Origin of the sequence: Poseidonibacter parvus (genome assembly GCF_001956695.1) — a bacterium.
Lineage (GTDB): Bacteria > Campylobacterota > Campylobacteria > Campylobacterales > Arcobacteraceae > Poseidonibacter > Poseidonibacter parvus.
Window position 1 is genome coordinate 818278 of the sequence record NZ_CP019070.1, and the last position, 22027, is coordinate 840304.

The 22027-nt window shown below is 27.3% G+C and carries 25 protein-coding genes; 12 read left to right on the top strand and 13 right to left on the bottom strand.

Features of this window, described 5'->3' with window-relative positions; translation table 11 throughout:
• Position 1: 1 nt before the first annotated feature.
• Positions 2-550 carry a YceI family protein gene (locus tag LPB137_RS03990; protein ID WP_076084676.1) on the bottom strand — a complete coding sequence of 183 codons (549 nt, stop codon included), beginning with the start codon at positions 548-550 and terminating at the stop codon, positions 2-4.
• A 172-nt stretch (positions 551-722) separates the two neighbouring features.
• On the opposite strand from LPB137_RS03990, the gene LPB137_RS03995 reads away from it, so the two are divergent.
• The 7 genes from LPB137_RS03995 (at position 723) to LPB137_RS04025 (ending at position 8346) form a co-directional block, all read left to right on the top strand.
• A complete protein-coding gene (locus tag LPB137_RS03995) occupies positions 723-1322 on the top strand; it encodes a TetR/AcrR family transcriptional regulator (RefSeq protein WP_164707208.1) in 600 nt (199 codons plus the stop codon).
• A complete protein-coding gene (locus LPB137_RS04000; RefSeq protein ID WP_076084680.1) occupies positions 1319-1549 on the top strand; it encodes a DUF2798 domain-containing protein in 231 nt (76 codons plus the stop codon). The genes LPB137_RS03995 and LPB137_RS04000 overlap by 4 nt, the downstream gene beginning before the upstream one ends.
• A gap of 2 nt (positions 1550-1551) precedes the next feature.
• Positions 1552-2607 carry an efflux RND transporter periplasmic adaptor subunit gene (locus tag LPB137_RS04005; RefSeq protein ID WP_076084682.1) on the top strand — a complete coding sequence of 352 codons (1056 nt, stop codon included), beginning with the start codon at positions 1552-1554 and terminating at the stop codon, positions 2605-2607.
• Between the two features lie 6 nt (positions 2608-2613).
• Positions 2614-5742, top strand: a complete 3129-nt coding sequence (locus tag LPB137_RS04010) for an efflux RND transporter permease subunit (RefSeq protein WP_076084684.1) — start codon at positions 2614-2616, stop codon at positions 5740-5742.
• 8 nt (positions 5743-5750) lie between these two features.
• Positions 5751-6989: a TolC family protein gene (locus LPB137_RS04015; protein WP_076084686.1), complete on the top strand. Its 1239-nt coding sequence runs from the start codon at positions 5751-5753 to the stop codon at positions 6987-6989.
• Positions 6990-7052: 63 nt separating this feature from the next.
• On the top strand, positions 7053-7937 hold the full coding sequence (locus LPB137_RS04020) for a DMT family transporter (RefSeq protein ID WP_076084688.1): 885 nt from the start codon (positions 7053-7055) through the stop codon (positions 7935-7937).
• 4 nt (positions 7938-7941) lie between these two features.
• Entirely contained in the window at positions 7942-8346 is a 405-nt protein-coding gene (locus tag LPB137_RS04025; RefSeq protein ID WP_156981718.1) for a hypothetical protein, read from the top strand.
• Positions 8347-8369: 23 nt separating this feature from the next.
• On the opposite strand, the gene LPB137_RS04030 is transcribed toward LPB137_RS04025, so the two are convergent.
• The 11 genes from LPB137_RS04030 to LPB137_RS04080 form a co-directional block, all read right to left on the bottom strand.
• Entirely contained in the window at positions 8370-8615 is a 246-nt protein-coding gene (locus LPB137_RS04030) for a hypothetical protein (RefSeq protein ID WP_076084692.1), read from the bottom strand.
• A gap of 54 nt (positions 8616-8669) precedes the next feature.
• Complete coding sequence (locus tag LPB137_RS04035; RefSeq protein WP_076084694.1) at positions 8670-8864, bottom strand: hypothetical protein; 195 nt, start codon at positions 8862-8864, stop codon at positions 8670-8672.
• 2 nt (positions 8865-8866) lie between these two features.
• Positions 8867-9211, bottom strand: a complete 345-nt coding sequence (locus LPB137_RS04040) for a metal-sulfur cluster assembly factor (protein ID WP_076084696.1) — start codon at positions 9209-9211, stop codon at positions 8867-8869.
• A gap of 11 nt (positions 9212-9222) precedes the next feature.
• Positions 9223-9630, bottom strand: a complete 408-nt coding sequence (locus tag LPB137_RS04045) for a SufE family protein (RefSeq protein ID WP_076084699.1) — start codon at positions 9628-9630, stop codon at positions 9223-9225.
• Between the two features lie 2 nt (positions 9631-9632).
• On the bottom strand, positions 9633-10817 hold the full coding sequence (locus LPB137_RS04050; RefSeq protein WP_076084702.1) for an aminotransferase class V-fold PLP-dependent enzyme: 1185 nt from the start codon (positions 10815-10817) through the stop codon (positions 9633-9635).
• On the bottom strand, positions 10810-11844 hold the full coding sequence (locus LPB137_RS04055) for a SufB/SufD family protein (RefSeq protein WP_076084705.1): 1035 nt from the start codon (positions 11842-11844) through the stop codon (positions 10810-10812). Before LPB137_RS04055 ends, LPB137_RS04050 begins: the two co-directional genes overlap by 8 nt.
• Complete coding sequence (gene sufC / locus LPB137_RS04060) at positions 11831-12586, bottom strand: Fe-S cluster assembly ATPase SufC (protein ID WP_076084708.1); 756 nt, start codon at positions 12584-12586, stop codon at positions 11831-11833. Before sufC ends, LPB137_RS04055 begins: the two co-directional genes overlap by 14 nt.
• Positions 12587-12607: 21 nt before the next feature.
• Positions 12608-14053 (bottom strand): Fe-S cluster assembly protein SufB, encoded by a 1446-nt coding sequence (gene sufB, locus LPB137_RS04065; protein ID WP_076084711.1) that lies wholly within the window; start codon positions 14051-14053, stop codon positions 12608-12610.
• A 106-nt stretch (positions 14054-14159) separates the two neighbouring features.
• Positions 14160-14825, bottom strand: coding sequence for an amino acid ABC transporter permease (locus LPB137_RS04070; protein WP_228144692.1), 666 nt, complete (start codon positions 14823-14825; stop codon positions 14160-14162).
• Between the two features lie 135 nt (positions 14826-14960).
• Entirely contained in the window at positions 14961-15743 is a 783-nt protein-coding gene (locus LPB137_RS04075) for a transporter substrate-binding domain-containing protein (protein ID WP_076084717.1), read from the bottom strand.
• Positions 15744-15811: 68 nt separating this feature from the next.
• Positions 15812-16168 carry a DUF2237 family protein gene (locus LPB137_RS04080; RefSeq protein ID WP_076084720.1) on the bottom strand — a complete coding sequence of 119 codons (357 nt, stop codon included), beginning with the start codon at positions 16166-16168 and terminating at the stop codon, positions 15812-15814.
• A gap of 269 nt (positions 16169-16437) precedes the next feature.
• On the opposite strand from LPB137_RS04080, the gene LPB137_RS04085 reads away from it, so the two are divergent.
• The gene (locus LPB137_RS04085) at positions 16438-17634 is read left to right on the top strand and encodes a NifS family cysteine desulfurase (protein WP_076089204.1); all 1197 of its coding nucleotides are present in this window, start codon (positions 16438-16440) and stop codon (positions 17632-17634) included.
• Positions 17635-17663: 29 nt separating this feature from the next.
• Positions 17664-18644 (top strand): iron-sulfur cluster assembly scaffold protein, encoded by a 981-nt coding sequence (locus LPB137_RS04090; protein WP_076084723.1) that lies wholly within the window; start codon positions 17664-17666, stop codon positions 18642-18644.
• Positions 18645-18701: 57 nt separating this feature from the next.
• Here LPB137_RS04090 and LPB137_RS04095 read toward each other — a convergent pair whose 3' ends face one another.
• Positions 18702-19334, bottom strand: coding sequence for a CBS domain-containing protein (locus LPB137_RS04095; protein WP_076084726.1), 633 nt, complete (start codon positions 19332-19334; stop codon positions 18702-18704).
• Positions 19335-19442: 108 nt separating this feature from the next.
• Between LPB137_RS04095 and LPB137_RS04100 the strand changes: the two genes are divergently transcribed.
• From LPB137_RS04100 to LPB137_RS04110, 3 genes are all read left to right on the top strand, one after another.
• Positions 19443-20210, top strand: a complete 768-nt coding sequence (locus tag LPB137_RS04100) for a sulfite exporter TauE/SafE family protein (protein WP_076084729.1) — start codon at positions 19443-19445, stop codon at positions 20208-20210.
• Positions 20211-20285: 75 nt separating this feature from the next.
• Positions 20286-20720, top strand: a complete 435-nt coding sequence (locus LPB137_RS04105; protein ID WP_076084732.1) for a hemerythrin domain-containing protein — start codon at positions 20286-20288, stop codon at positions 20718-20720.
• Between the two features lie 5 nt (positions 20721-20725).
• Positions 20726-21994 carry a hypothetical protein gene (locus LPB137_RS04110; RefSeq protein ID WP_076084735.1) on the top strand — a complete coding sequence of 423 codons (1269 nt, stop codon included), beginning with the start codon at positions 20726-20728 and terminating at the stop codon, positions 21992-21994.
• Positions 21995-22027 lie beyond the last annotated feature (33 nt).

Sequence of the window (22027 nt, forward strand, 5' to 3'; positions counted from 1 at the left end):
TTTATTTAAAGGGAATTGTAAATTTTATATCTACATCTGAATATGATTTATTTTCATGTAATGCTGCACATTTTTTAGCAAAAGCTAAATATGGAGCTTTCATAGCAAAATCTAAAATTTCAATTGTTCCACTTGCTATAATATTTCCATCTTTAATATCAAATGACATAGGAACTTCTTTTGATACTTCATTCATATTTACATTTAAAACTAATGTTTTATTAGCTTCATCAACACTTTTAATCTTACCTTTAATTACTTTAGACGTTGCAAGTGAAAATAATGTACTTGTAATACTTGCATCTCTTCCTTCATTTTTTGAATCAAAAGATGCTGTTTTGATTTCAACATTTGAACTAGTTAGGAATTTTGACAAATCATCATTTTCTTTGATACTAATTTTTATATCTTTAAAAGTACCAGAAACAGGAATTTTTTTTGCTGTTTTAAAGCCTGTCCATTTTACACCTAAATCACCGTTTATCTCGTATGCACTTAAATTTATACTCAAACCTAAAGCAAGAATTGAACTTAATATAACTTTTTTCATTTTAAATCCTTTCTTTGATTATTAAATAATCACTTTTCTAATTATAACTAAAAAAAGTAAATAACTGTTAATGACCAGTGGTCAGTTTAAAATACTATTAAGAAAAAAAGCACTATACTTTTAAATGACCGACGGTCAGTCAAAAAAGATATTTATAATTAAAGGAAGTTATTTGCCTAAAATTGTTGATAAAGAACAAAAAAGAAAAGATATAGCAATTTCATGTAGTGATTTAATTCACGAAGTCGGAATTAAAAAACTTACTGTTGCCCAATGTGCTAAAACAGCAGGTGTAGGTAAGGGAACTATATATGAATATTTTGAAAGTAAAGAAGACATTATTTTTGAAATAATCAATTTACATATTGAAGAATATCATGCAGAATTTTTAAAAAGTATAAAAGATGTAAAGACTACAAAAGAAAAAATATTTCATTTTTTTAAATTTGTTTTAGATGATAGTATTGAAAATATGAAACATTTTAATGGATATAAAGAATACTTATCAATTGTATTATCTGAAGATAATGAAAATATGAAAGGTTTTAATAAAAGTTGTGATGTTTTTTTTAAAGCACAAATTGAATTAATCATTCAGGAAGGAATAAAAAATAAAGAGTTAATTCCAGAATCAATGAATTTTAGTGAAGGTTTATTGGTTTTTGAAAAAGGATTAGCTTTAATTAAAATGACAAATGATGAATATGATGTACAAAAAAAATGTGAAGTATTTATTAATAATCTCTTTAAATTAATTGAGGTAAAAAAATGATTCCTAAAAAATATGAAAGAGTAGTATTTTCATTTTTTATGTCACTGTTTATGAGTTTTATGATGAGTTTTATAATCACATATATAAATCTTGAATTTGTAGATGGTTTTATATTAATTTGGTTAGAAGCTTTTGTAAAGGCATTTTGCTTTGCCTTCCCAATAATATTTATAGTTGGACCCTTAGTTCAAAAAATAGTAAAAAAAATAGTAATACAAGGAAATTAATAATGTATAAGAAAATAGGTTTTATACTAGCTTTATTTATAGCTAGTTTTACAAGTTTAAATGCAAAAGGACCTGCACTTGTTAATACTGATATTATCAAAAAATCAGAAGTTAACCCACTACAAGAATTTGTAGGTTCAGTTGGTTTTGATAAAAAATCAAAGATTGCAAGTCAAAGTTCAGGTATTGCAAAAAAAATAAATTTTGAAGTTGGTAAAAAAGTTAAAAAAGGTGATGTTTTAGTATCAATTGATTCTGATATTTTAAATGCACAAATTAAAGCTTCTTCTTCATCTGTTGAAATGTATAAAGTTCAATTAGTAAATGCTAAGAAAAACTATATAAGATATAAGTCTCTATTTGCAAAAAAATCAATTGCTCAAAAAGCTTATGATGATTCAAAGTTAGCTTACGATGTTGCAAATTCAAGTTTAATTACTGCAAAAGCTCAATTAAATGAATTAAAAATTCAAAAATCAAAAAAACTTATTAAAGCACCATTTTCAGGTGTAATAGTTGAAAAAAATGTAAATTTAAATGAATGGTTAAATACAGGTTCACAAGTTGCAACAATTGTAAATACAGAAGAGATTGAAGTTGTATTTAATTTGCCATTATCTTTTGTTAATGGTTTAAAGCAAGGTGATATTTATGATATTAATATTGCAGGTAATATTGTAAAAGCAAAACTATATGCTGCAATTCCAAGTGGTGATAAATTAACTAGAACTTTTCCTGTAAGATTTAAAGCAAATGTAGGAAATATGTTTATTTATGATGGTGCACAAGCAAAAGTACAATTTGCAAAAAATGCAAAAACTAGTGCTTTAGTAATAAATAGAGATGCAGTTATTAAAAGATTTGATATGGATGTAGTTTTTGCTGTTGTTGATAATAAAGCTATTATGCTTCCTGTTAAAATTGTTGGTTTTATGGGTATAAATGCAGCAATAGAAGGTAAAGGTTTACTTGAAGGAATGAATATTGTTGTAAAAGGAAACGAGAGAGTTTTTCCTAATATGGACGTAAAAGTTTTAAATGAAATGAAAGAAAAGTAGGAAGTAATGGATTTAATTAAGTTTTCAATTAAAAATCCTGTAACTATTATCGTTTCAGTTTTAATTGTGGTTTTATTTGGGCTTATTTCTTTAGATAAGTTACCATATCAATTAACACCAAGTGTTACAAAACCAGAAATTAAAATTACAACTGTATGGCCAGGTGCAACGCCTTATGAAGTTGAGCGTGAAATTATAGAAGACCAAGAAGATGCCTTAAAAAGTTTAAATAATTTAATAGAGTATGAATCATCTTCAAAAGATAATATGGGTGAAATTACATTAACTTTTTCACTAGGAACTGATATTAGAGCAGCACTTCAAGATGTTTCGAATAAATTAAATGAAGTAAGTTCATATCCTGTAAATGTTGAAGAACCAATAATTGAAACTGCAAATGCAAGTCCAATTATTTGGATGATGATGCAAACTAAAGAAAACAATAGCCGACATATTGATGAATACAAAACATTCTTTGATGATGAAGTTATTCCTGCTATTGAAAGAGTTTCTGGTGTTGCTGGAACTATGACAGCTGGTGGTAGAAAACAGCAAATGCAAATTAATCTTGATTTGTCAAAACTAGCTTCATATAATTTAACAATTGCAAATGTAATGAATGTTTTACAAAGTGAAAATGTTGATGTATCAGCAGGTGTTCAAAATATGGGAAGACGTTCTTATAGAATTAGAACAGTTCATAAGTTTGCAAATATAGAAGATATCAAAGACATTATTCTTGTATCAAATAGAGAGCAAAGGGTATCTTTAAGTGATGTTGCTGATGTTAACTTTGGATACGCAACAGCTTCTTCTGTTGCAATGTTCTTAGGTAAAGATGGAATGTTCCTAGGAGTACAACCAACAGCAAATGCAAATGCAGTAGCACTTACAAATGAAGTTGAAAAAGTTGTAAATGAATTAAATGCAACAATTCTTAAAAAAGAAGATTTAAATATCATTTGGATTTATGACCAAAGAGGTTATATTGTAGGTTCCGTTGATTTAGTACAACAAAACATTGTCATTGGTGGTGTATTAGCCATTTTTATGCTAATACTATTTTTAAGAGCAATTTCACCAACTGCTGTTGTTTCTATTGCAATTCCAATATCTGTAATTGGTACATTTATTATTCTTTCAGCAATGGATAGAAGTTTAAATACTATTTCACTTGCAGGGATTTCTTTTGCAGTTGGTATGCTAGTTGATAGTGCTATTGTTGTTTTAGAAAATATTGATAGACATAGAAAAGAAGGTATGAGTATACCTGATGCTGCTTATAAGGGTGCTAGTGAAGTTTGGGGTGCATTAATTGCATCTGCATCTACAACTATGGCAGTATTCTTACCAATTATTTTCTTAGAAGATGAAGCAGGGCAATTATTTAAAGATATTGCAATTGCAGTTGTATCTTCTGTATCATTTTCTTTATTTGTTTCGATTGCGGTTATTCCAATGTTATGGAAAAAATTTGCATCTTTATCAATAAAAGAAGTTAAAACTGAAACTGCCTTAACAAGATTTGGTAATAAGATCGTAAATGTAATGATGAGTTTTGTTCACTGGTCATTAAAATCAGTTCTTACAAAAGTTGTTACAATTTTAGTTTTAGGAATATTATCTATTTCAACAATTTATGCATTGTTCCCAAAATTAGACTATTTACCACAAGGAAATAAGAACTTAATTTTTAATATTTTGATTACTCCTCCAGGACTTTCATATCAAGAAAGATATGATATGGGTACATATTTAATGAAAAAAATTGAACCAAATGTTAATAAAGATGTAGATGGAACACCTGGCTTAAATAGAGCCTTTTTCGTTTCATTTGGAGATTTTAACCTTTTTGGTGGAACATCTATGCATGAAAGTAGAGCCAAAGAATTAATTCCATTCTTTAGACCAATTGTAAACTCGATGCCTTCAATTTTTGGTGTTTCTTTACAATCAGGTGTATTTGAAAATGGTATTGGTGAGGGTAAAACTGTAAATATTGATATAAGTGGTGAAAAAATAGAAGATATTGCAGGTGTTGGTATGCAGTTATTTATGGCTTCTCAAGGTGCTGTAAAAGGTGCACAAGTTAGACCAGTTCCATCTATTGAATTACTTTATCCAGAAGTTAGAATTAAACCAAATCAAGATGCACTTAAAGCTTTAGGAATGAGTTCATTTGATTTAGGAGTTACTGTTGATGTTTTAATGAGTGGTAGAAAAATATCAGATTTTGAACAAGATGGAAAAAAGAAAATTGATTTAGTTTTAAAAGCAAATGAAGAACAAATTCAAACACCAGAAGATATTATGTCTGCACAAATTGCACTTCCTAACGCTTCATTATTACCAATTTCATCATTAGCAACATCACAAAGTGTAACTGGTATTTCAGAGATTAGACACCTTGCAGGAAAAAGAACAATTACTCTGCAAGTGACACCACCTGCTAATATGACAATTCAAGAAACAATGGTTGCTTTAGATGCTACTATAAAAGGAATGAAAGATTCTGGGAAAATTTCTAATAATGTTGAAATAGGAATATCAGGAACAGCAGATAAATTAACACAAACAATTGGTATGTTAGAGTTAAACTTTATATTAGCACTTGTGATTATTTACTTACTAATGTCAGCGTTATTTGGTAATTTCTTATATCCTATTGTTATTATGTTTACAGTTCCACTTGCTACTGCTGGAGGGTTTATTGGGCTTGCTTTAACAAATACATTTATAGCACCACAGCCACTTGATATTCTAACAATGTTAGGATTTATTATTCTAGTTGGTATTGTTGTTAATAATGCTATTTTAATTGTACATCAAAGTCAAAACCTTATTAAAAATGAAGGATATGATCATAAAAAAGCAGTTATTGAAGCAACAAGGTCAAGAATTAGACCTATTTATATGTCTTCATTGACTTCAATATTTGGTATGTTGCCTCTTGTATTACTTCCAGGACCTGGAAGTGAATTCTATAGAGGTTTAGGTTCTGTAATTACAGGTGGACTTGCACTTTCAACTATATTTACTATTTTTGTAACACCTGCACTTTTAATGTTCTTTATAAAATTAGAGCATAGACTTAGTGGTAAAATAAAAGAACCAGTTGATGTTAGTAAAGCATAGGAGAAATGATGAGAAATAAAAAAACAAAATTATTTATTAGTGTATTAACAGCAAGTTTATTTGCTGTTAATTTAAATGCTTTGAGTTTAAATGAAGCTATTGATATTTCATTAAAAAACAACCATGATATAAAAAGTAAGAACTTTGATTACTTAGAATCACTTGATAATATAGATTTATCAAAATCTAGTTTTTTACCAAAAGTGAATTTAGGATTTACATATAATAATAGAGATGAAGCAAACTCTTATGTAGAAGAAGATGGAATATTAACTGCAAGTGCTACATATAACTTATTTAACGGTTTTAAAGATATTGCAAATAAATCAAGTGCAAAGTATTTATCAAAAAGTTCTAAGTACTCACTTGAAGCATTGAAACAAGATATTGTTTTAAATACAAAAACTGCATATATAAACTATCTTGATAAACAAAATGCACTTGAAACTTTTAAAAGTGCATATAACTTATTTCAAGAGCAGTATGAAGATTCAAAAAATAGATTTGATGAAGGTTTAATTGCTAAAAATGATTTACTTCAAGTCCAAGTAAATATGTCAAGTGCAAAACAAAATGTTGTAAAAGCAAAGGGAGCATTAAAAGTTGCAAAATATTCACTTAGTAATATTTTAGGTGGAAAAGATTTAAGCAATGAAAAAATAGAACCTTTAGAAGACAATAATTTAAAAGCAATGAAATATGATGTAAAAGAATTAAAAAATAGAAGTGAAATTCAAGCTTTAAAAATGAGTATAGAAGCTTTAAAACAACAGAAAAAATCTATTAAAAGTACATATTATCCAAAAGTTGATGCAAGTGCATCACATAATAAATATTATGAAGATGCAGCAAAAATATATGAAGACCAAAATATTTTAGGTCTTAGTGCTTCATGGAATTTGTATAATGGTGGATATGATCAAACAAATCAAAATATATACAGAACTAGATATTTAAAAGCAAAATCTCAATTAGCAAAAACTAATTTAGATATAAAACTTCAATATGAAAATGCAGTATCAAATTTAGATGTTGCTATTGATAATTTAAAAACAGCAAACTTATCCTTAGAGCAATCAAACGAAAACTATGAAATAGTTAAAAATAGATTTGATGAAGGAATTGCTACAAGTACAGATTTAACAGATGCAAACTATTTATTAACACAAGCAAAACAAAATTTCTCTCGAGCTTATTTTGATAAATATTTAGCAATTGCTACACTTGATAGAATATTTGAAAAATAAATCTTAATTAAAAAAGTGGTTTTAACTTGAGTTAAAATCTCTTTTTTTATGATATATTACAAAATGATTAATATAAATAAAGAAACATTAAAACTACTTACATTTATTGTTTTAGCTCTAATTTTTCTAGCCCTTAATTCAATTCTTTGTAAAGCAGCTTTAGTAAACAACTATATTGATGCTTATACATTTACTTTTCTTAGACTTTTTTCTGCAAGTATTACACTTATTGCAATTTATCTTTATAAAAATAAAAGATTTAGTATTTCTTTAAAAAGTAATTGGATTACTTCTTTTATGCTTTTTTTATATGCTATTTGTTTTTCCTTTTCATTTTTAAGTATAGATGCAGGACTTGGTACTTTATTATTATTTGGAGTTGTCCAAATTATAATGGCTCTTAGTGCAATTTTTTTAAAAGAAAAGGTAAATTTACAAAAAATACTAGGAATTGCTGTAGCCTTAGGTGGACTTATTTTTCTACTTTATCCAAAACATGATTTTGAGATATCATATTTTCATGCATTTTTAATGGCACTTGCTGGAACTTCTTGGGCTGTTTATACAATTATGGGTAAAAAGTCTATTGATGCTCTTAGCAACACTATGGATAACTTTATAAAGGCTACTTTATTTATCACTCTTACATATTTTTTGTTTTTAAATGAAGATATGTTTTTTACTACAAATGGAATTTTTCTAGCTTTTATTTCTGGAAGTATTACATCAGCTATTGGGTATGTGATTTGGTATGAAGTCTTACCTAAAATGCAGATATTAACAGCAGGTGTTATACAGCTTTTTGTTCCTGTAATTTCAATATTCTTTAGTGTAGTTTTATTAGGTGAATTATTTACTTTAGATTTATTTTTATCAACTATTATTATATCTTTAGGAATTGTTATTACTTTATTCTCAAGAAAAACTAAAAAAGAAAAGTTATACTAAGATTATGAAATATTTAATATTAACTCTTACTTTTTTACTTTCACTTCATGCTCATTTTGATGAAGAAGACTTATATAATTTTGAAAAAAAGTGCTCAATTTGTCATGATACTTATGTTCAAAATGATATGGCTCCACCAATAGTAGCTATAAATCAAAGATATAAAAAATTTTATGGGAAAGACCTTGACTTATCGGTTTCTAAAATAAGAGATTTTTTAATACAGCCAAGTTATGAAAAAGCAATTATGCATCCAGCAATAAAACTTTATGATTTAATGCCAAAACAAAAATTAAGTCAAAAAGAGATTGAGGCATTTTCTGAAATTATTATGTTACTAGATTTTGAAGTACCTGAGTGGTTTGATAAACATTATGAATCTCATAATCTAAATGACGAGAAGAAATAAATCATCATTTAGAAGGAACTTACTTATTCCTTTATATTATCGATTTTTTTAAATGAATCCTGCCATTCTAATTTTGAGGGAATATGTTTTCCATTTTTACCAATATCACCTTTATATAAAGCAGAAGCAAGTCCCCCTTTGAGTTCTTTTTTTTCTTCTTTCTTTGTTAAAAAGAAAAAAATTATACATACTATTGGGATAGTTAAAAAGATTAGTGTGTATTTTAATTTACTATTTTTGGGTTTTTTTATTTGAACAATGTCTTCCATTTTGGGATTATCTCATAATTTGTATTAATTATTAGTTTAAGGAAATAAATAATGTTATTTCTCTGAATTACTTATTCCTTTAAAAGAATCAAACCACTTCAATTTTGAAGGAATTTGTTTTTCATCAGTTTTTACATTACCTGAATATAAAACTGTACTAAATCCTCTATTAGCTTTTTTGTCTGCAGTAAATAAATAAATTAAAGTAACAACAATTATAATAAGTAAATATATTACAGTTTTTTTCATATTTATATAACAGCACCTGATACTGCCATAATTTCTTTTCCTTCTTCACTTACCATTTCATTTGTCCATCTTGGAGAAAATGTAATATGAACTTTTGCAGCTTCAACTTCAGGAACTGCTAGTGTTACTAATCTTACTTGCTCCATTATAGTTCCTGCAACTGGACATGCTGGACTTGTTAGTGTCATCATAATTACACAATCTAAAATATCATCTTTAATACTTAGATTAATTTCATAAATTAATCCTAAATCATAGACATTTACAGGAATTTCTGGATCAAATACTTTTTTTAAATTTTCAATTATTTTTTCTTTTATTTCATCAAAATTATAATCTTCTGCCATTATAAATCCTTCTATGCTTTTTGTGCATACTCTTTAATTTTTTTAATCATTCCAATAACTCCACTTTGTCTATTAGGAGTTACTACTTCACTAAGACCTAATTCATGAACAATATCCATATCAATCTCTTTTAATTCTTCAACACTTGAACCAGAGAATATTTGTAAAATCATATATACTAAACCTTTTACAATAATCGCATCAGATGTTCCACTAAAGAAAAGTTTTCCATCTTTTTGCTCACAAATTAACCAAACTTGTGAAGTACAACCATGTACTAAATTTAAAGGTATTTGATATTTTTCATTTAATGGTTCTAGTTTTTTTCCTAAGTCAATAATATATTCATATTTTTGTAATTCATCCTCAAAAAAATCTAAATCATCTTTAATATCTGCAACTTTTTGTTCAATACTCATTTTTAGTCCTCTAACATTTTTAAAGCTTTTTTTAACGCAATGATTAATTTATCTACATCACTATAATCATTATAAAAGCTTATTGATACTCTTATTGTACCTTTTATTCCTAGTTGTTTCATAATAGGTTGTGCACAATGATGACCAACTCTAAGTGCTATTTTCATTTTATCAACTAAAATTCCAACATCATCATGAATTAAACCCTTGAAGTTAAAACTTCTACTTCCAACACAGTTTTCTAAATCATTATAAAATTGAATATTAGGAAGCTTTGATAACTCTTCATTTAGATAATTAAAAACATCTTTTTCTATTAGTTCAATATTTTCATAACCTACACGATTTATATACTCTAAAGCTTTTGCAAAACCAATTATTCCTGCTATATTTTGTGTTCCTGCTTCAAATTTATAAGGCGAGTCTAAAAGTGTAGATGAATTAAAATCAACTTCATTTATTGTAGCTCCTCCTGTTTGATAAGCATTTACATCTTTTAAATACTCTTCTTTAATATAAATTGCTCCAACTCCAGTTGGTCCAAATGTTTTGTGTGCTGAAATTGCAAAAAAATCAACATCAAGCTCTTGCATATCAACTCTTGTATGAGCTAAACTTTGAGCTCCATCAATCATTACTACAGCATTATACTTGTGAGCTAATTGTGTAATTTCTTGTATGTTATGAATTTTTCCAAAAGCGTTTGAAATATGTGTAATACTCACAAATGCTTTAGGATTTTGTTTTAAAAGTTCTTCAAAATGATGCATATCAAAATCTAAATTATTATCACATTTTACAACTTCTAAGCCATTTCCTAAGCTTCTATTTTGCATGTGCCATGGCACAATATTTGAATGATGCTCTAGTGAAGAAATAATAACAGTTTTAAAATCTTTTGCATAAGCTGAAGCTATAAAATTTATAGATTCAGTCACACCTTTTGTAAAAATAATCTCTTCATTTTTAGATGCATTAATAAACTCTTTTAAAGTTTTTCTTGCATTTTCAAAATTTTGTGTAGCCTTATTAGCATCACCAAAATTACTTCTATGTGTATTAGAACAGTAACTTTCATAATACTCAATTTGAGAACTTACAACATCTACTGGTTTTTGAGTAGTTGCTGCATTATCTAAATATACAATATCTGAGTTCTCAAAGTATTTAAAATCTTTTTTAAACATAACTTTGCCTTTTATAAGAATCAATAAATTCTTTAATTAAAGTATCCTCAATATTATCATAAATTTTTTTCTCAAAAGCTTTTAATAGAATCTCATAAGATAATTCTTTAGAAATTCCACGTGATTGTAAATACAATAGTTGTTCTTTATCTAAAGTTCCAGTTGTTGCTCCATGACTTGCTTCTAGTTCATCTATTAGTATTTCTAAATGTGGTTGCGCATAAATTGCAGCATCATTAGAAAGTAAAATAGTATTAGAATTTTGAAATGCTTTTGTATATAAAGCCTTATCATTTACAATTGATATTGCTTTAAAAACTGCTCTTGAACTGTCTTTTAATGAATGTTTATAGTTTATATTACTTATTGAATTCTCATTATTATGTGTAGTTCTAATTACATTTGCTGTGTTTGATGCATCAAAAGATTTTACAAGCCCATTTAATTCATAATCACAATTTTTTTCATCTAATGTATTTATATAATTGTTTATAACAACACCCGTACCATATTCAAAATTTGTTATTTTGCATTTTGAATCTTTTTTTTGATTAATATCTGCATTAAAAACAAAATAGTTCTTCTCATTTATATCTTGAATTTTTGCATATTCAAAGTTTGCATTTTCTTCAATATCAAAATTTCTATTCACACTATAAGCACTATTTGTTGATGTATTTGTAAATACCTCAATTACAGATGCTTTTACATTTTCTTTTACTTCAATTTTTAATGAATTTACAAAAAATGTTTCATCATCTTTAATCTTGTGAATTAAACAAATAGGCTCAGGAATATTTGAATTTATTGTTAAAACTACTTGATTTGAATCTATTTTTTTAGAAATATTAAATAAACCATTTCCATAATTTTTTTCATCTTTTACAACTTTTAAACCCATAATATCAAGTTCATAAGTTTTAGTATTTTTAAAATCATATGAAAAAAGATCTTCAAAATTTACTTTTATAAATTCTTCGCTTCTTTTTTTAGGAAGTTCTAATCCTTCTAATTCAATTAGTCTCATCTTTAATTCCTATTCCTTCATAACCTTTTTCATCAAGTTCTAAAGCTAAACTATAATCACCTGTTTTTACAATTTTTCCATCATTTAAAATATGTACATAATCTGGTTTAATTAATTCTAATAATCTATCATAATGTGTAATCATTAATACAGATTTTTTTCCATCTAGCATTGAGTTAATTACATTTGCAACTGTCTTAATTGCATCTACATCTAAACCTGAATCAATTTCATCTAACATGATTAAATCTGGATTTAAAAGAAGTAATTGAATTAGTTCATTTCTTTTTTTCTCACCACCTGAGAAACCTTCATTTAAATCTCTTTGCAATAGTTTTTTATCTAAATCATATTTTGCTGTTTGTTCTTTAATTAACTTTAAAAAATCCATTGCATCAATTTCTTCTTCTCCTGCATAGGCTCTTTTTTCATTAATTGCAGTTTTTAGAAAATAACTATTATTTACTCCTGGAACTTCAACTGGATTTTGGAAACTCATAAAAATTCCTTCATTAGCACGATCTGCTACTTCCATTTCTAGTAAGTCTTTTTTCTTATAAGTAATACTTCCTCCAGTTACAACACAGTCATAGTGCGCACTTAAAGTTTTTACTAATGTAGATTTTCCAGCTCCATTAACTCCCATAAGAGCATGAACTTCACCTTCTTTAATATTTAAATTTAAACCTTTTAAAATCTCTTTATCATTTATATTAACTTTTAAATCTTTTACTTCTAACATTTTTTTTCCTTTAAGTTGGACTTATCCAACACTTCCTTCTAATGATATATTTAATAACTCTTTTGCTTCTGCCGCAAACTCCATTGGTAGCTCTTTTAAAACTTCTTTACAAAAACCATTTACAATCATTGATATTGCATTTTCTTCATGAATACCTCTTTGAGAAATGTAAAATAATTGCTCATCAGAAATTTTAGAAGTAGTAGCTTCATGTTCTATAATTGCATTCATATTTTTTACTTCATGATATGGATATGTATGTGCATTTGATTTATTTCCAATTAAAAGTGAATCACACTCAGAAATATTTCTAGCACCATCAGCATTTTTACCAACTCGTACTAGACCTCTATATGCATTAACTCCACTCATTGCAGAAATACCTTTTGAAATAATAGTTGATTTAGTATTTTTACCTAAATGAACCATTTTAGTTCCCGTATCTGCTTGTTGTGATTTTGATGAAATTGCTACTGAGTAAAATTCACCAACACTATTATCACCTTTTAAAATACATGATGGATATTTCCATGTTAAAGAAGAACCAGTTTCAACTTGAGTCCAAGATATTTTTGAACTCTCGCCATTACAGGCTCCTCTTTTTGTAACGAAATTTAAAATTCCACCTTTTCCGTCTTTATCACCTGGATACCAGTTTTGAATTGTAGAATATTTTATATGTGCTTTATCAAGTGCTACAAGTTCAACAACTGCTGCGTGAAGTTGTCTTTCATCTCTTGTTGGAGCTGAACAACCTTCATTATAAGAAACATAAGAGTTCTCATCACAGATAATAATTGTTCTCTCAAACTGTCCAGTATCTAGAGCATTTATTCTAAAGTAAGTAGATAACTCCATTGGACAAACTGTATTTGGTGGAACATAAACAAATGAACCATCTGTAAATACAGCAGAGTTTAAACAGGCAAAATAATTGTCAGTTACTGGTACTACTGATGCTAAATATTTTTTTAGTAAATCTGGGTATTTATTTGCAGCTTCACTTACAGAACAAAATATAATACCAAGTTCTTCTAACTCAGCTTGATATGTTGTTTTTACTGAAACTGAATCAAATACAGCATCTACAGCAACAGTTTTAACACCTGCTAGTTGTTTTTGTTCTTCTAAAGGGATTCCTAGTTTTTCATAAGTTTTTAATATCTCAGGATCAACTTCATCTAAAGAATCTAAAGCTTTTTTAGGAGCTGAAAAGTATGCAATATCTTGATAATCAATTTTTGGATATTTTAAGTTTGCCCAAGAAGGTTCTTCCATTTTTAACCATTTAGCATAGGCTTTAAGTCTAAAATCTAATAGCCAAGAAGGTTCTTCTTTTTTAGCAGATATTGCTTTTATTACGTTTTCATTTAATCCTTTAGGAAAAGTATCACTTTGAACTAACGTTTCAAATCCTAATTTGTATTCACTATTAATAACGTCATGAATGTGTTTATTATCACTCATAATTGACTCCATAATTATTGGTATTTTTTAAATAAGACAATTATTGTCCTAATTGAAATATAACAGTAAAACAATTAAAAAAAACTTAAAGAGGACAAAAAAAGTCCTATTTAATATTTTTCTCTAATCTATTGGTATAATATGACACAGGATAAGTCAAAGCTAAGTATCCAATTGCAAGTGGAATATAACTTTCTAAAGTAGAGTAGGTAATTGCATCAACTTCTTGAGCATTCATTGTAAACTCGCTAATTGCTATTATTGATAAAAGAGAAGAATCTTTGATAATAGAAGCGAATTGACCAGTTAAGGCAGGAAGCATTCTTTTAAAAGCTTGAGGAAAAATTACATATCTATATGTTTGATAGTTACTCATTCCTAAACTAACACTTGTTTCAAATTGGTCTTTTTCAACAGAACCTAATGCTGCTCTAATTATTTCAGATACATAAGCTCCTGAAAATATTGCAAGTATAAATGTTCCTACAATATATCTATTATCAAAACCTAAGTTATTAGCAAAAACATAAAAGAAAATAAGTATTTGTACAAGTAAGGGAGTACCTCTTATTATTTCAATATAAAATCTTGCAAAAAATCGTAGAATTATTAGTTTTGAATTTTGTGCATATGCAAAAAATAGTCCGATTATAAAACTTAAAATAAGTGCAAAAAATGAAATTGTAATGGTCATAAAAAAACCATTGATGAATTTTTGTTTGTATTCATATACATGAGCCCAATTAAAATCATAAGAGATATTTGAGAACATAATATAAACAGGTGTTATTACAATAATAGCTAGAAAGATTAAGTTAAAAAGATAAACTCCCTTTGAAAGGGAGAAATCTTTTTTAAAAGTTGTTTCGTTTATAAATAAATTTTTAATTCTAAAGATAGCTTTTTCCTAGAAGAAAAATGGAATTTTTAACTCATCAAAAGTAGCTTTTGCTTCAGTTAAATGAGTTTTTGCAAAAGTTGCAAACGTACCATCAGCTTTAGCTTTTTTGATAAATTCATCAACTTGTTTCTTTAATTCAACATTCTTTTTATTAATTGCAACTCCCCAATGTTCAGGATCTTTTTGGAAAGGTTTTAAAAGTGCAACTGTTGTATCTTTATGTTGTGCATAGTTTTTAAATATTGTTAATTGGTCATATAAAAAACCATCAACTTTACCTTGAACTACTTCTAAAACACAAGCATTCTCTTTATCAAAAACTAAAATATCTGCATTAGGTAAATTTTTTGTTGCGTAAATATGTCCAGTTGAACCTTTTTTAACAGCAACTTTTTTGCCTTTTACATTTAATTCATCAATATTTGAAACACCTGATTTTTTATTTGCTAAAATTGCTAAAGATGTTTGTGCATAAGGAATTGAAAAGTTAATTGATCTTTTTCTCTCTTCTGTTATTGTCATTGATGAAATAATTAAATCAATTTTTCCAGTTTTTAAAGATGGAATTAATCCACTCCAAGCTGTATTTTCAATTACAACTTCTCTTCCTAAATATTTTCCAAGAGCTTTTGCAAAATCTACAGAAACACCTTGAGGGTTTCCTTCTTTATCACTCATTTCAAATGGAGGGTAAGCTAGTTCCATTCCAACTGTAAGTTTTTCTTTTGCAAATGCTGATATACCTAATGAGATTAATGCAATCATTAATACTGATATGATTTTTTTCATTTACTTTCCTTTAATAATTTTTATTTATTATCTCATATTAATCTTAACATCACTTTAGTATTTAATAACTAAATAGCATACTTTAAGAGTATTTCTTTTTCTATAAATTTTGTTGTAGCAATCGATGTAGCTTCTGCAATAATATTTGGAGCACAGTTAGCCTCATAAGACTCTTTCCATCTTAAAGCACATAAACACCATTTATCTCCTTCTTTTAAACCAGGAAATCCATACTGGGGCATTGGTGTTGTTAAATCATTTCCTTTTGACTTTGAATATTGTAAAAAATCATTTGTTAATATTGCACATATTGTATGTGTTCCTGTGTCCTCTTGGCTAGTTCTACATATTCCGTCTCTATAAAATCCAGTAATTGGGCTTGAACAACATAGTTCTAAATTTGTTCCTAAAATATTTGTTTGCATTTTTATCCTTTTTATATATTCGATAATTTAAAAATAAAAGCTTATCTATTTTTTTATTACAATTGCACTATAATACGTGCAAAATTTATAAAATATCTTAATATAAGTTACTTTTATTTTTGCCTTAGTGTTACGATTTGATATAAGCTTTTTAGAAAGAATTCTAATTAAGACAAAATTTATCCTATTTACACTAAAATACAAAATCAATTTAACAAATATATTAATTTAAAATTAAAAATATCAAACAAATAGGAATATAAAATATGATGGATGTTTATTTAGATAACAACGCAACAACTGTAGTTGATCCAAAAGTATTCGAAGAAATGAAACCATTTTTTTGTGATATTTATGGAAATCCTAACTCATTACACAAATTTGGAGCAGGAACTCACCCTAAAATGGTTGAAGCACTTGACTTCTTATATGAAGGTATTAATGCAGCAGACGAAGATGATATTATTATCACTGGGAATGCAACTGAAAGTAATAATACAGTTATTAAAGGTATCTGGGTTGATAAGATATTAAAAGGTGACAAAAATCACGTGATTACAAGTGAAGTAGAACATCCAGCAATTACAGCAGCCTGTAAATTCTTAGAGACACAAGGTGTTGAAGTTACTTACTTACCTGTAAATGAAGAAGGTGTTTTAGAAGCATCAAAAGTAAAAGAATTTATTAGAGAAGATACTGCTTTAGTTACAATTATGTGGGCAAATAATGAAACTGGTAAAATTTTTCCAATTAAAGAAATTGGTCAAATTTGTAAAGTTGCTGGAGTTGCTTTCCATTCAGATGGAACTCAAGCTATTGGAAAAGTTCCAGTAGATGTTCAAGACTGTAATTTAGATTACCTTTCATTTTCAGCTCATAAATTCCATGGACCAAAAGGTGTTGGTGGATTATATGTTAAAAAAGGTTCTGAATTAACTCCTTTACTTCACGGTGGTGAGCAAATGGGTGGAAAAAGAGCTGGTACTGTTGATGTTGCATCAATGGTTGGTATGGGATGGGCTATGCATTTAGCAACATCTACTATGGCAATTGCTTATGAAAAAAATCATGTAAGTAAATTAAGAGATAAATTAGAAAATGCAATTTTAGAATTACCAGAAACTATTGTAATTGGTGGAAAAGATAATAGAACTCCAAATACAACTTTAATTTCAATTAGAGGTGTTGAAGGTGAATCAATGTTATGGGATTTAAATCAAAAAGGTATTGGAGCTTCTACAGGAAGTGCATGTGCTAGTGAAGATTTAGAAGCAAACCCAGTTATGAATGCTTTTGGAAGCGATAGTGAATTAGCTCACACAGGTGTTAGATTTTCATTAAGTAGATTTAATACAGAAGAGCAAATTGATTATGCAATTGATGTAATTGTAAATGCTGTTAAAAGATTAAGAGGTATTTCAAGCTCTTATGCTTATGCACCACAATCTCACAAATCAGAATTATAAAAAATAAAGAATAAATAAAGGAAAATGATATGGCAAAAAATGATTTAATTAGCGGATCAATTTGGGATGAATACTCAAATCAAGTTGTAAATAGAATGAATAGCCCTCAACATCAAGGTGAAATCACAGAAGAAAGAGCTAAAGAATTAGGAACAAAACTTATTGTTGCTGATTTTGGTGCAGAATCATGTGGTGATGCAGTAAGATTATACTGGGCAGTAAATGAAGAAACTGATGAGATTGTTGAATCAAAATTCAAATCTTTTGGTTGTGGTACTGCAATTGCATCTTCTGATGTTATGGCTGAATTATGTGTTGGTAAAACTGTTGATCAAGCTGTTAAGATTACAAATATTGATGTTGAAAAAGCATTAAGAGATAATCCAGATACTCCAGCTGTTCCACCTCAAAAAATGCACTGTTCTGTTATGGCTTATGATGTTATTAAAAAAGCAGCATCTGAGTATAAAGGTGTTGATATGGAATCTTTTGAAACTGAAATTATTGTATGTGAATGTGCAAGAGTTTCATTAGCAACTTTACAAGAAGTTATCAAAATCAATGACTTAACTACAGTTGAGCAAATTACTGACTTTACAAAAGCTGGTGCATTTTGTAAATCATGTATTAAGCCAGGTGGCCACGAAGAAATGGATTATTACTTAGTTGATATTTTAGCTGATACAAGAGCTGAAATGGCAGAATCTAAAATGAAAGAAGCAGCTGATGCTTCTGAATCTGGAGAATTAACTTTTGATAAAATGACTTTAGTTCAAAGAATTAAAGCAATTGATTCAGTATTAGATGAAGATATTAGACCAATGTTAGTAATGGATGGTGGAAACATGGAAATTATTGATATTAAAGAAAATATTCCTCATTATGATTTATATATCAGATACTTAGGTTCATGTTCAGGATGTTCGTCTGGGTCTACTGGAACTTTATATGCAATCGAATCTGTATTACAACAAAAAATTGATGAAAACTTAAGAGTTTTACCAATTTAATTTTATAAATACTATCAAATATTAAAAAAGGCTTGTGCTATTTGCATAAGCCTTTTTTTATGACCAAAGTTGTAAATGTGGTAAGTTAGAAACAGCTTTTATAATATCTGTTTTTGAAACAATACCTATTACTATATCTTCTTCGTCTACAATTGGAATTGCATGAAGTTTGAAATCAATCATTACTTTTGAAACTCTTCTAATATCAGATATTGGATCAGCTGTAATTAATTCAGGTAAATAAATATCTTCTATTTTTCTATTTAAAATTTCATCAGTATTATCAAGATTTTCAAGTATTAAATTTAAGATAGTCTTATTATCAATTAAACCTTGTATTTTCTTCCCAAAAGTTACTACAGGAACTTGACTAATATTTAATTCTTTTAAAATATCGTATGCTTCTTTTATAGTTTGTTTAGAATCAATTGTTGCACAATCTCTAGTCATTATGTCTTTTACATGATAAACTGGCTCTGTTGTATCTATATTTGCCATTTTTTTATAGATATTTAAAGCTTTTTGATTATTTGAACTTTCATTTTTTTTTGAATCCATATAATCTTGAAATAATGTATCATCATCTGGTTTTAATTGAATATTTGATGGAGCATCAATTTGTTTTAAATCATATAAATTATCAGCTGTACTTCTCATTGAAACACTACCATTGTTATAAATAGCAAACATTTTAACTCCTTAATTTTTATTCTTTTTAAATAATGACATACTAGAATTAATAGTTAATTAACTAATATGTTATTTTCAGTTATACTCGCAGAAAAATAAAGAGAAGAAATGGAATTTTTACAAGATATTACATATACATGGATTATTATTTTTATAATTACTGGATTTATAGCAGGTTATATTGATTCAATTGCAGGAGGTGGAGGAATGGTTCAAGTTCCTGTCTTGCTATTAAGTGGAATTCCTCCTGTTTTTGTGCTTGCAACAAATAAAATGGCTAGTTTATTTGGTGTTACAATGGCAACAATTAAATATTATCTTAGTAAAAAAATATCTATAAAAGTTGTAAGTATTGCAATAATTCCTTGCTTAATAGCTTCATATATTGGAAGTGAACTAGTAATGTTTTTATCAGATGAAATTATTCAGTGGGCTATTTTAATATCAATTCCTATTGCTTTACTTTTTTTATTTAAAAAAAGCAATACAATTGTAGAAGAAAAAACTGAACTTACAAGTAAAAATATTGTAGTTGCAACTGCACCAATTGGTTTTTATGATGGACTTTTAGGACCTGGTACTGGAACTTATATGACAATTTCTATGAAAAAGTTTTTACATTTAGATTATATTGTATCAACAGCTTCAACTAAACCTTTAAACTTAGCTACAAATTTAGGTTCTGCTATTGCTTTTGTAGCTGCAGGAAAGGTTTTATGGATGATTGCTTTGCCAATGGCATTAGCAAATATGGCTGGTTCATGGGTTGGAAGTCACTATGCTATTAAGGGTGGAGAAGAGTTTATAAAAAAAGTTTTAATAGTTGTTCTTGTTTTTATGCTTTTAGCAAATATTATTAAGATTATTGTTTCATAGTACTTTATTGATTGCTATCAATTTAAAGTCTTAGGCTTTTTTATATAATGTTAAAAATTAAAACAAGGCATTATAATGGAAACGATATCATCTTTTTTAACACAAGATCACAGAGCATGTGATGAAGAGTTTGCAAGTATGGAAAATGAAGTTGCAAGCGAAAACTGGGAAGAAGCTAACACAAAGTTAATCAAATTCTCAAATGATTTATTACATCACTTTGATATGGAAGAAAAAGTAATGTTTAGTGCTTTTGAAAGTAAAACAGGAATGACTCAAGGGCCAACGGCAATGATGCGAATGGAACATGAACAGATGAGAGGACTTTTAGAAGATTTAAAAAATGATGTAAACTCTACAGATAAAAATCATTTTTTTGGTGTAAGTGAAAGTTTAATGATGTTAATGCAACAACATAATATGAAAGAAGAACAAATGCTGTATGCAATGGCTGATGCTCATTTAGGTGATGCGGTAAGCGATGTTGTAGAAAATATGAAAGCTATATAAATATTTTGTTCAATCAAGGACTAAGTTTAGATCAAGCCCCTCCTATTAGTGTTCCTTTTAGATTCTTTTTAAGTGCTCCTATTTTTGGAGTACTTTTAGGATTATTATTTCTTTTTTCTTCACCTTTAGAAATTACAAATCAATACTCACCTCTTGCTATTGGAGCTGTTCATTTATTTACTTTGGGTATTTTATCTATGATAATATTTGGAGCAATGCAACAAATGATGCCAGTTCTTGCAGGTGCTGTTATAAAAAAGCCATTACTCTTTGGTAATATTGTACATTCTAGTTTAGTACTTGGAACACTTGGGTTTACTTTATCTTTTATCTTTGATATTAAAATGTTTTTGCATATTGGAGTATTGTTTTTATCAATTTCTTTTTTAGTATTTTTTACTCTATGTATTAAATTACTATTTAAAGTTGAATTTTTAACTTCAACTGTAAAAGCAATGCGATTATTTTCTATATCAGGTTTGATTACATTTATTTTAGGATTAATTCTAGCTTTCTTTCATATAAGCTCTTCTATGCCTGATAATTATTATTCTTTTGTAAATTCACATATATTATTTGCACTTTTTGGTTTTACACTTTTACTTATTATGGGTGTTTCTTTTCAAGTAATACCGATGTTTTATGTATCAAAAGATTTTCCAAAATTTGTACAAAATAAACTACCTTTGATTGTCTTTTCACTTTTATTTATTACAGCTTTTTTCTTCTTCTTTGAGATAAATATTTTTATTTTAAAATTGATTTTTGCAGGAATGTTTTTAAGTTTTTCTTATTTTGGATTAAACTCTTTAAATAATAGAAGAAGACCCGTATTTGATGTTACTTTGTGGTATTGGAAACTATCTTTATTTATGTTAAGTTTTTCTATGGTTTTATGGTTATTTGATATTTTTGAATCAAATTTTATTTTAGCTATTATTTTTGGTTTTGGTTTTGTTTATTCTTTATTACAAGGAATGGTTTATAAGATTATTCCATTTTTAGCTTGGTTTCATTTAAGTTCAAAGGGATATTTTTCACTTCCTACTATTAGAGAGTTTATTGAAGAAAAAAAGATTAAATATCATTTTTTTATTCATTTATCTTCTGTAGTTTTTTTTATTATAGGCTATTTTATAAATATTTTTCTATATTTAGGAGCAATTGCTTTTATTATTTCTAATATTTTATTTTTTATCAACTGTTTAATTGGTATAAAAAAATACGCAAAAATAGCAAAAACTGATCCTATGGATATGACAGCTTTTAAATAATATCACTTATGTTATAATACGAAAAATTAATGC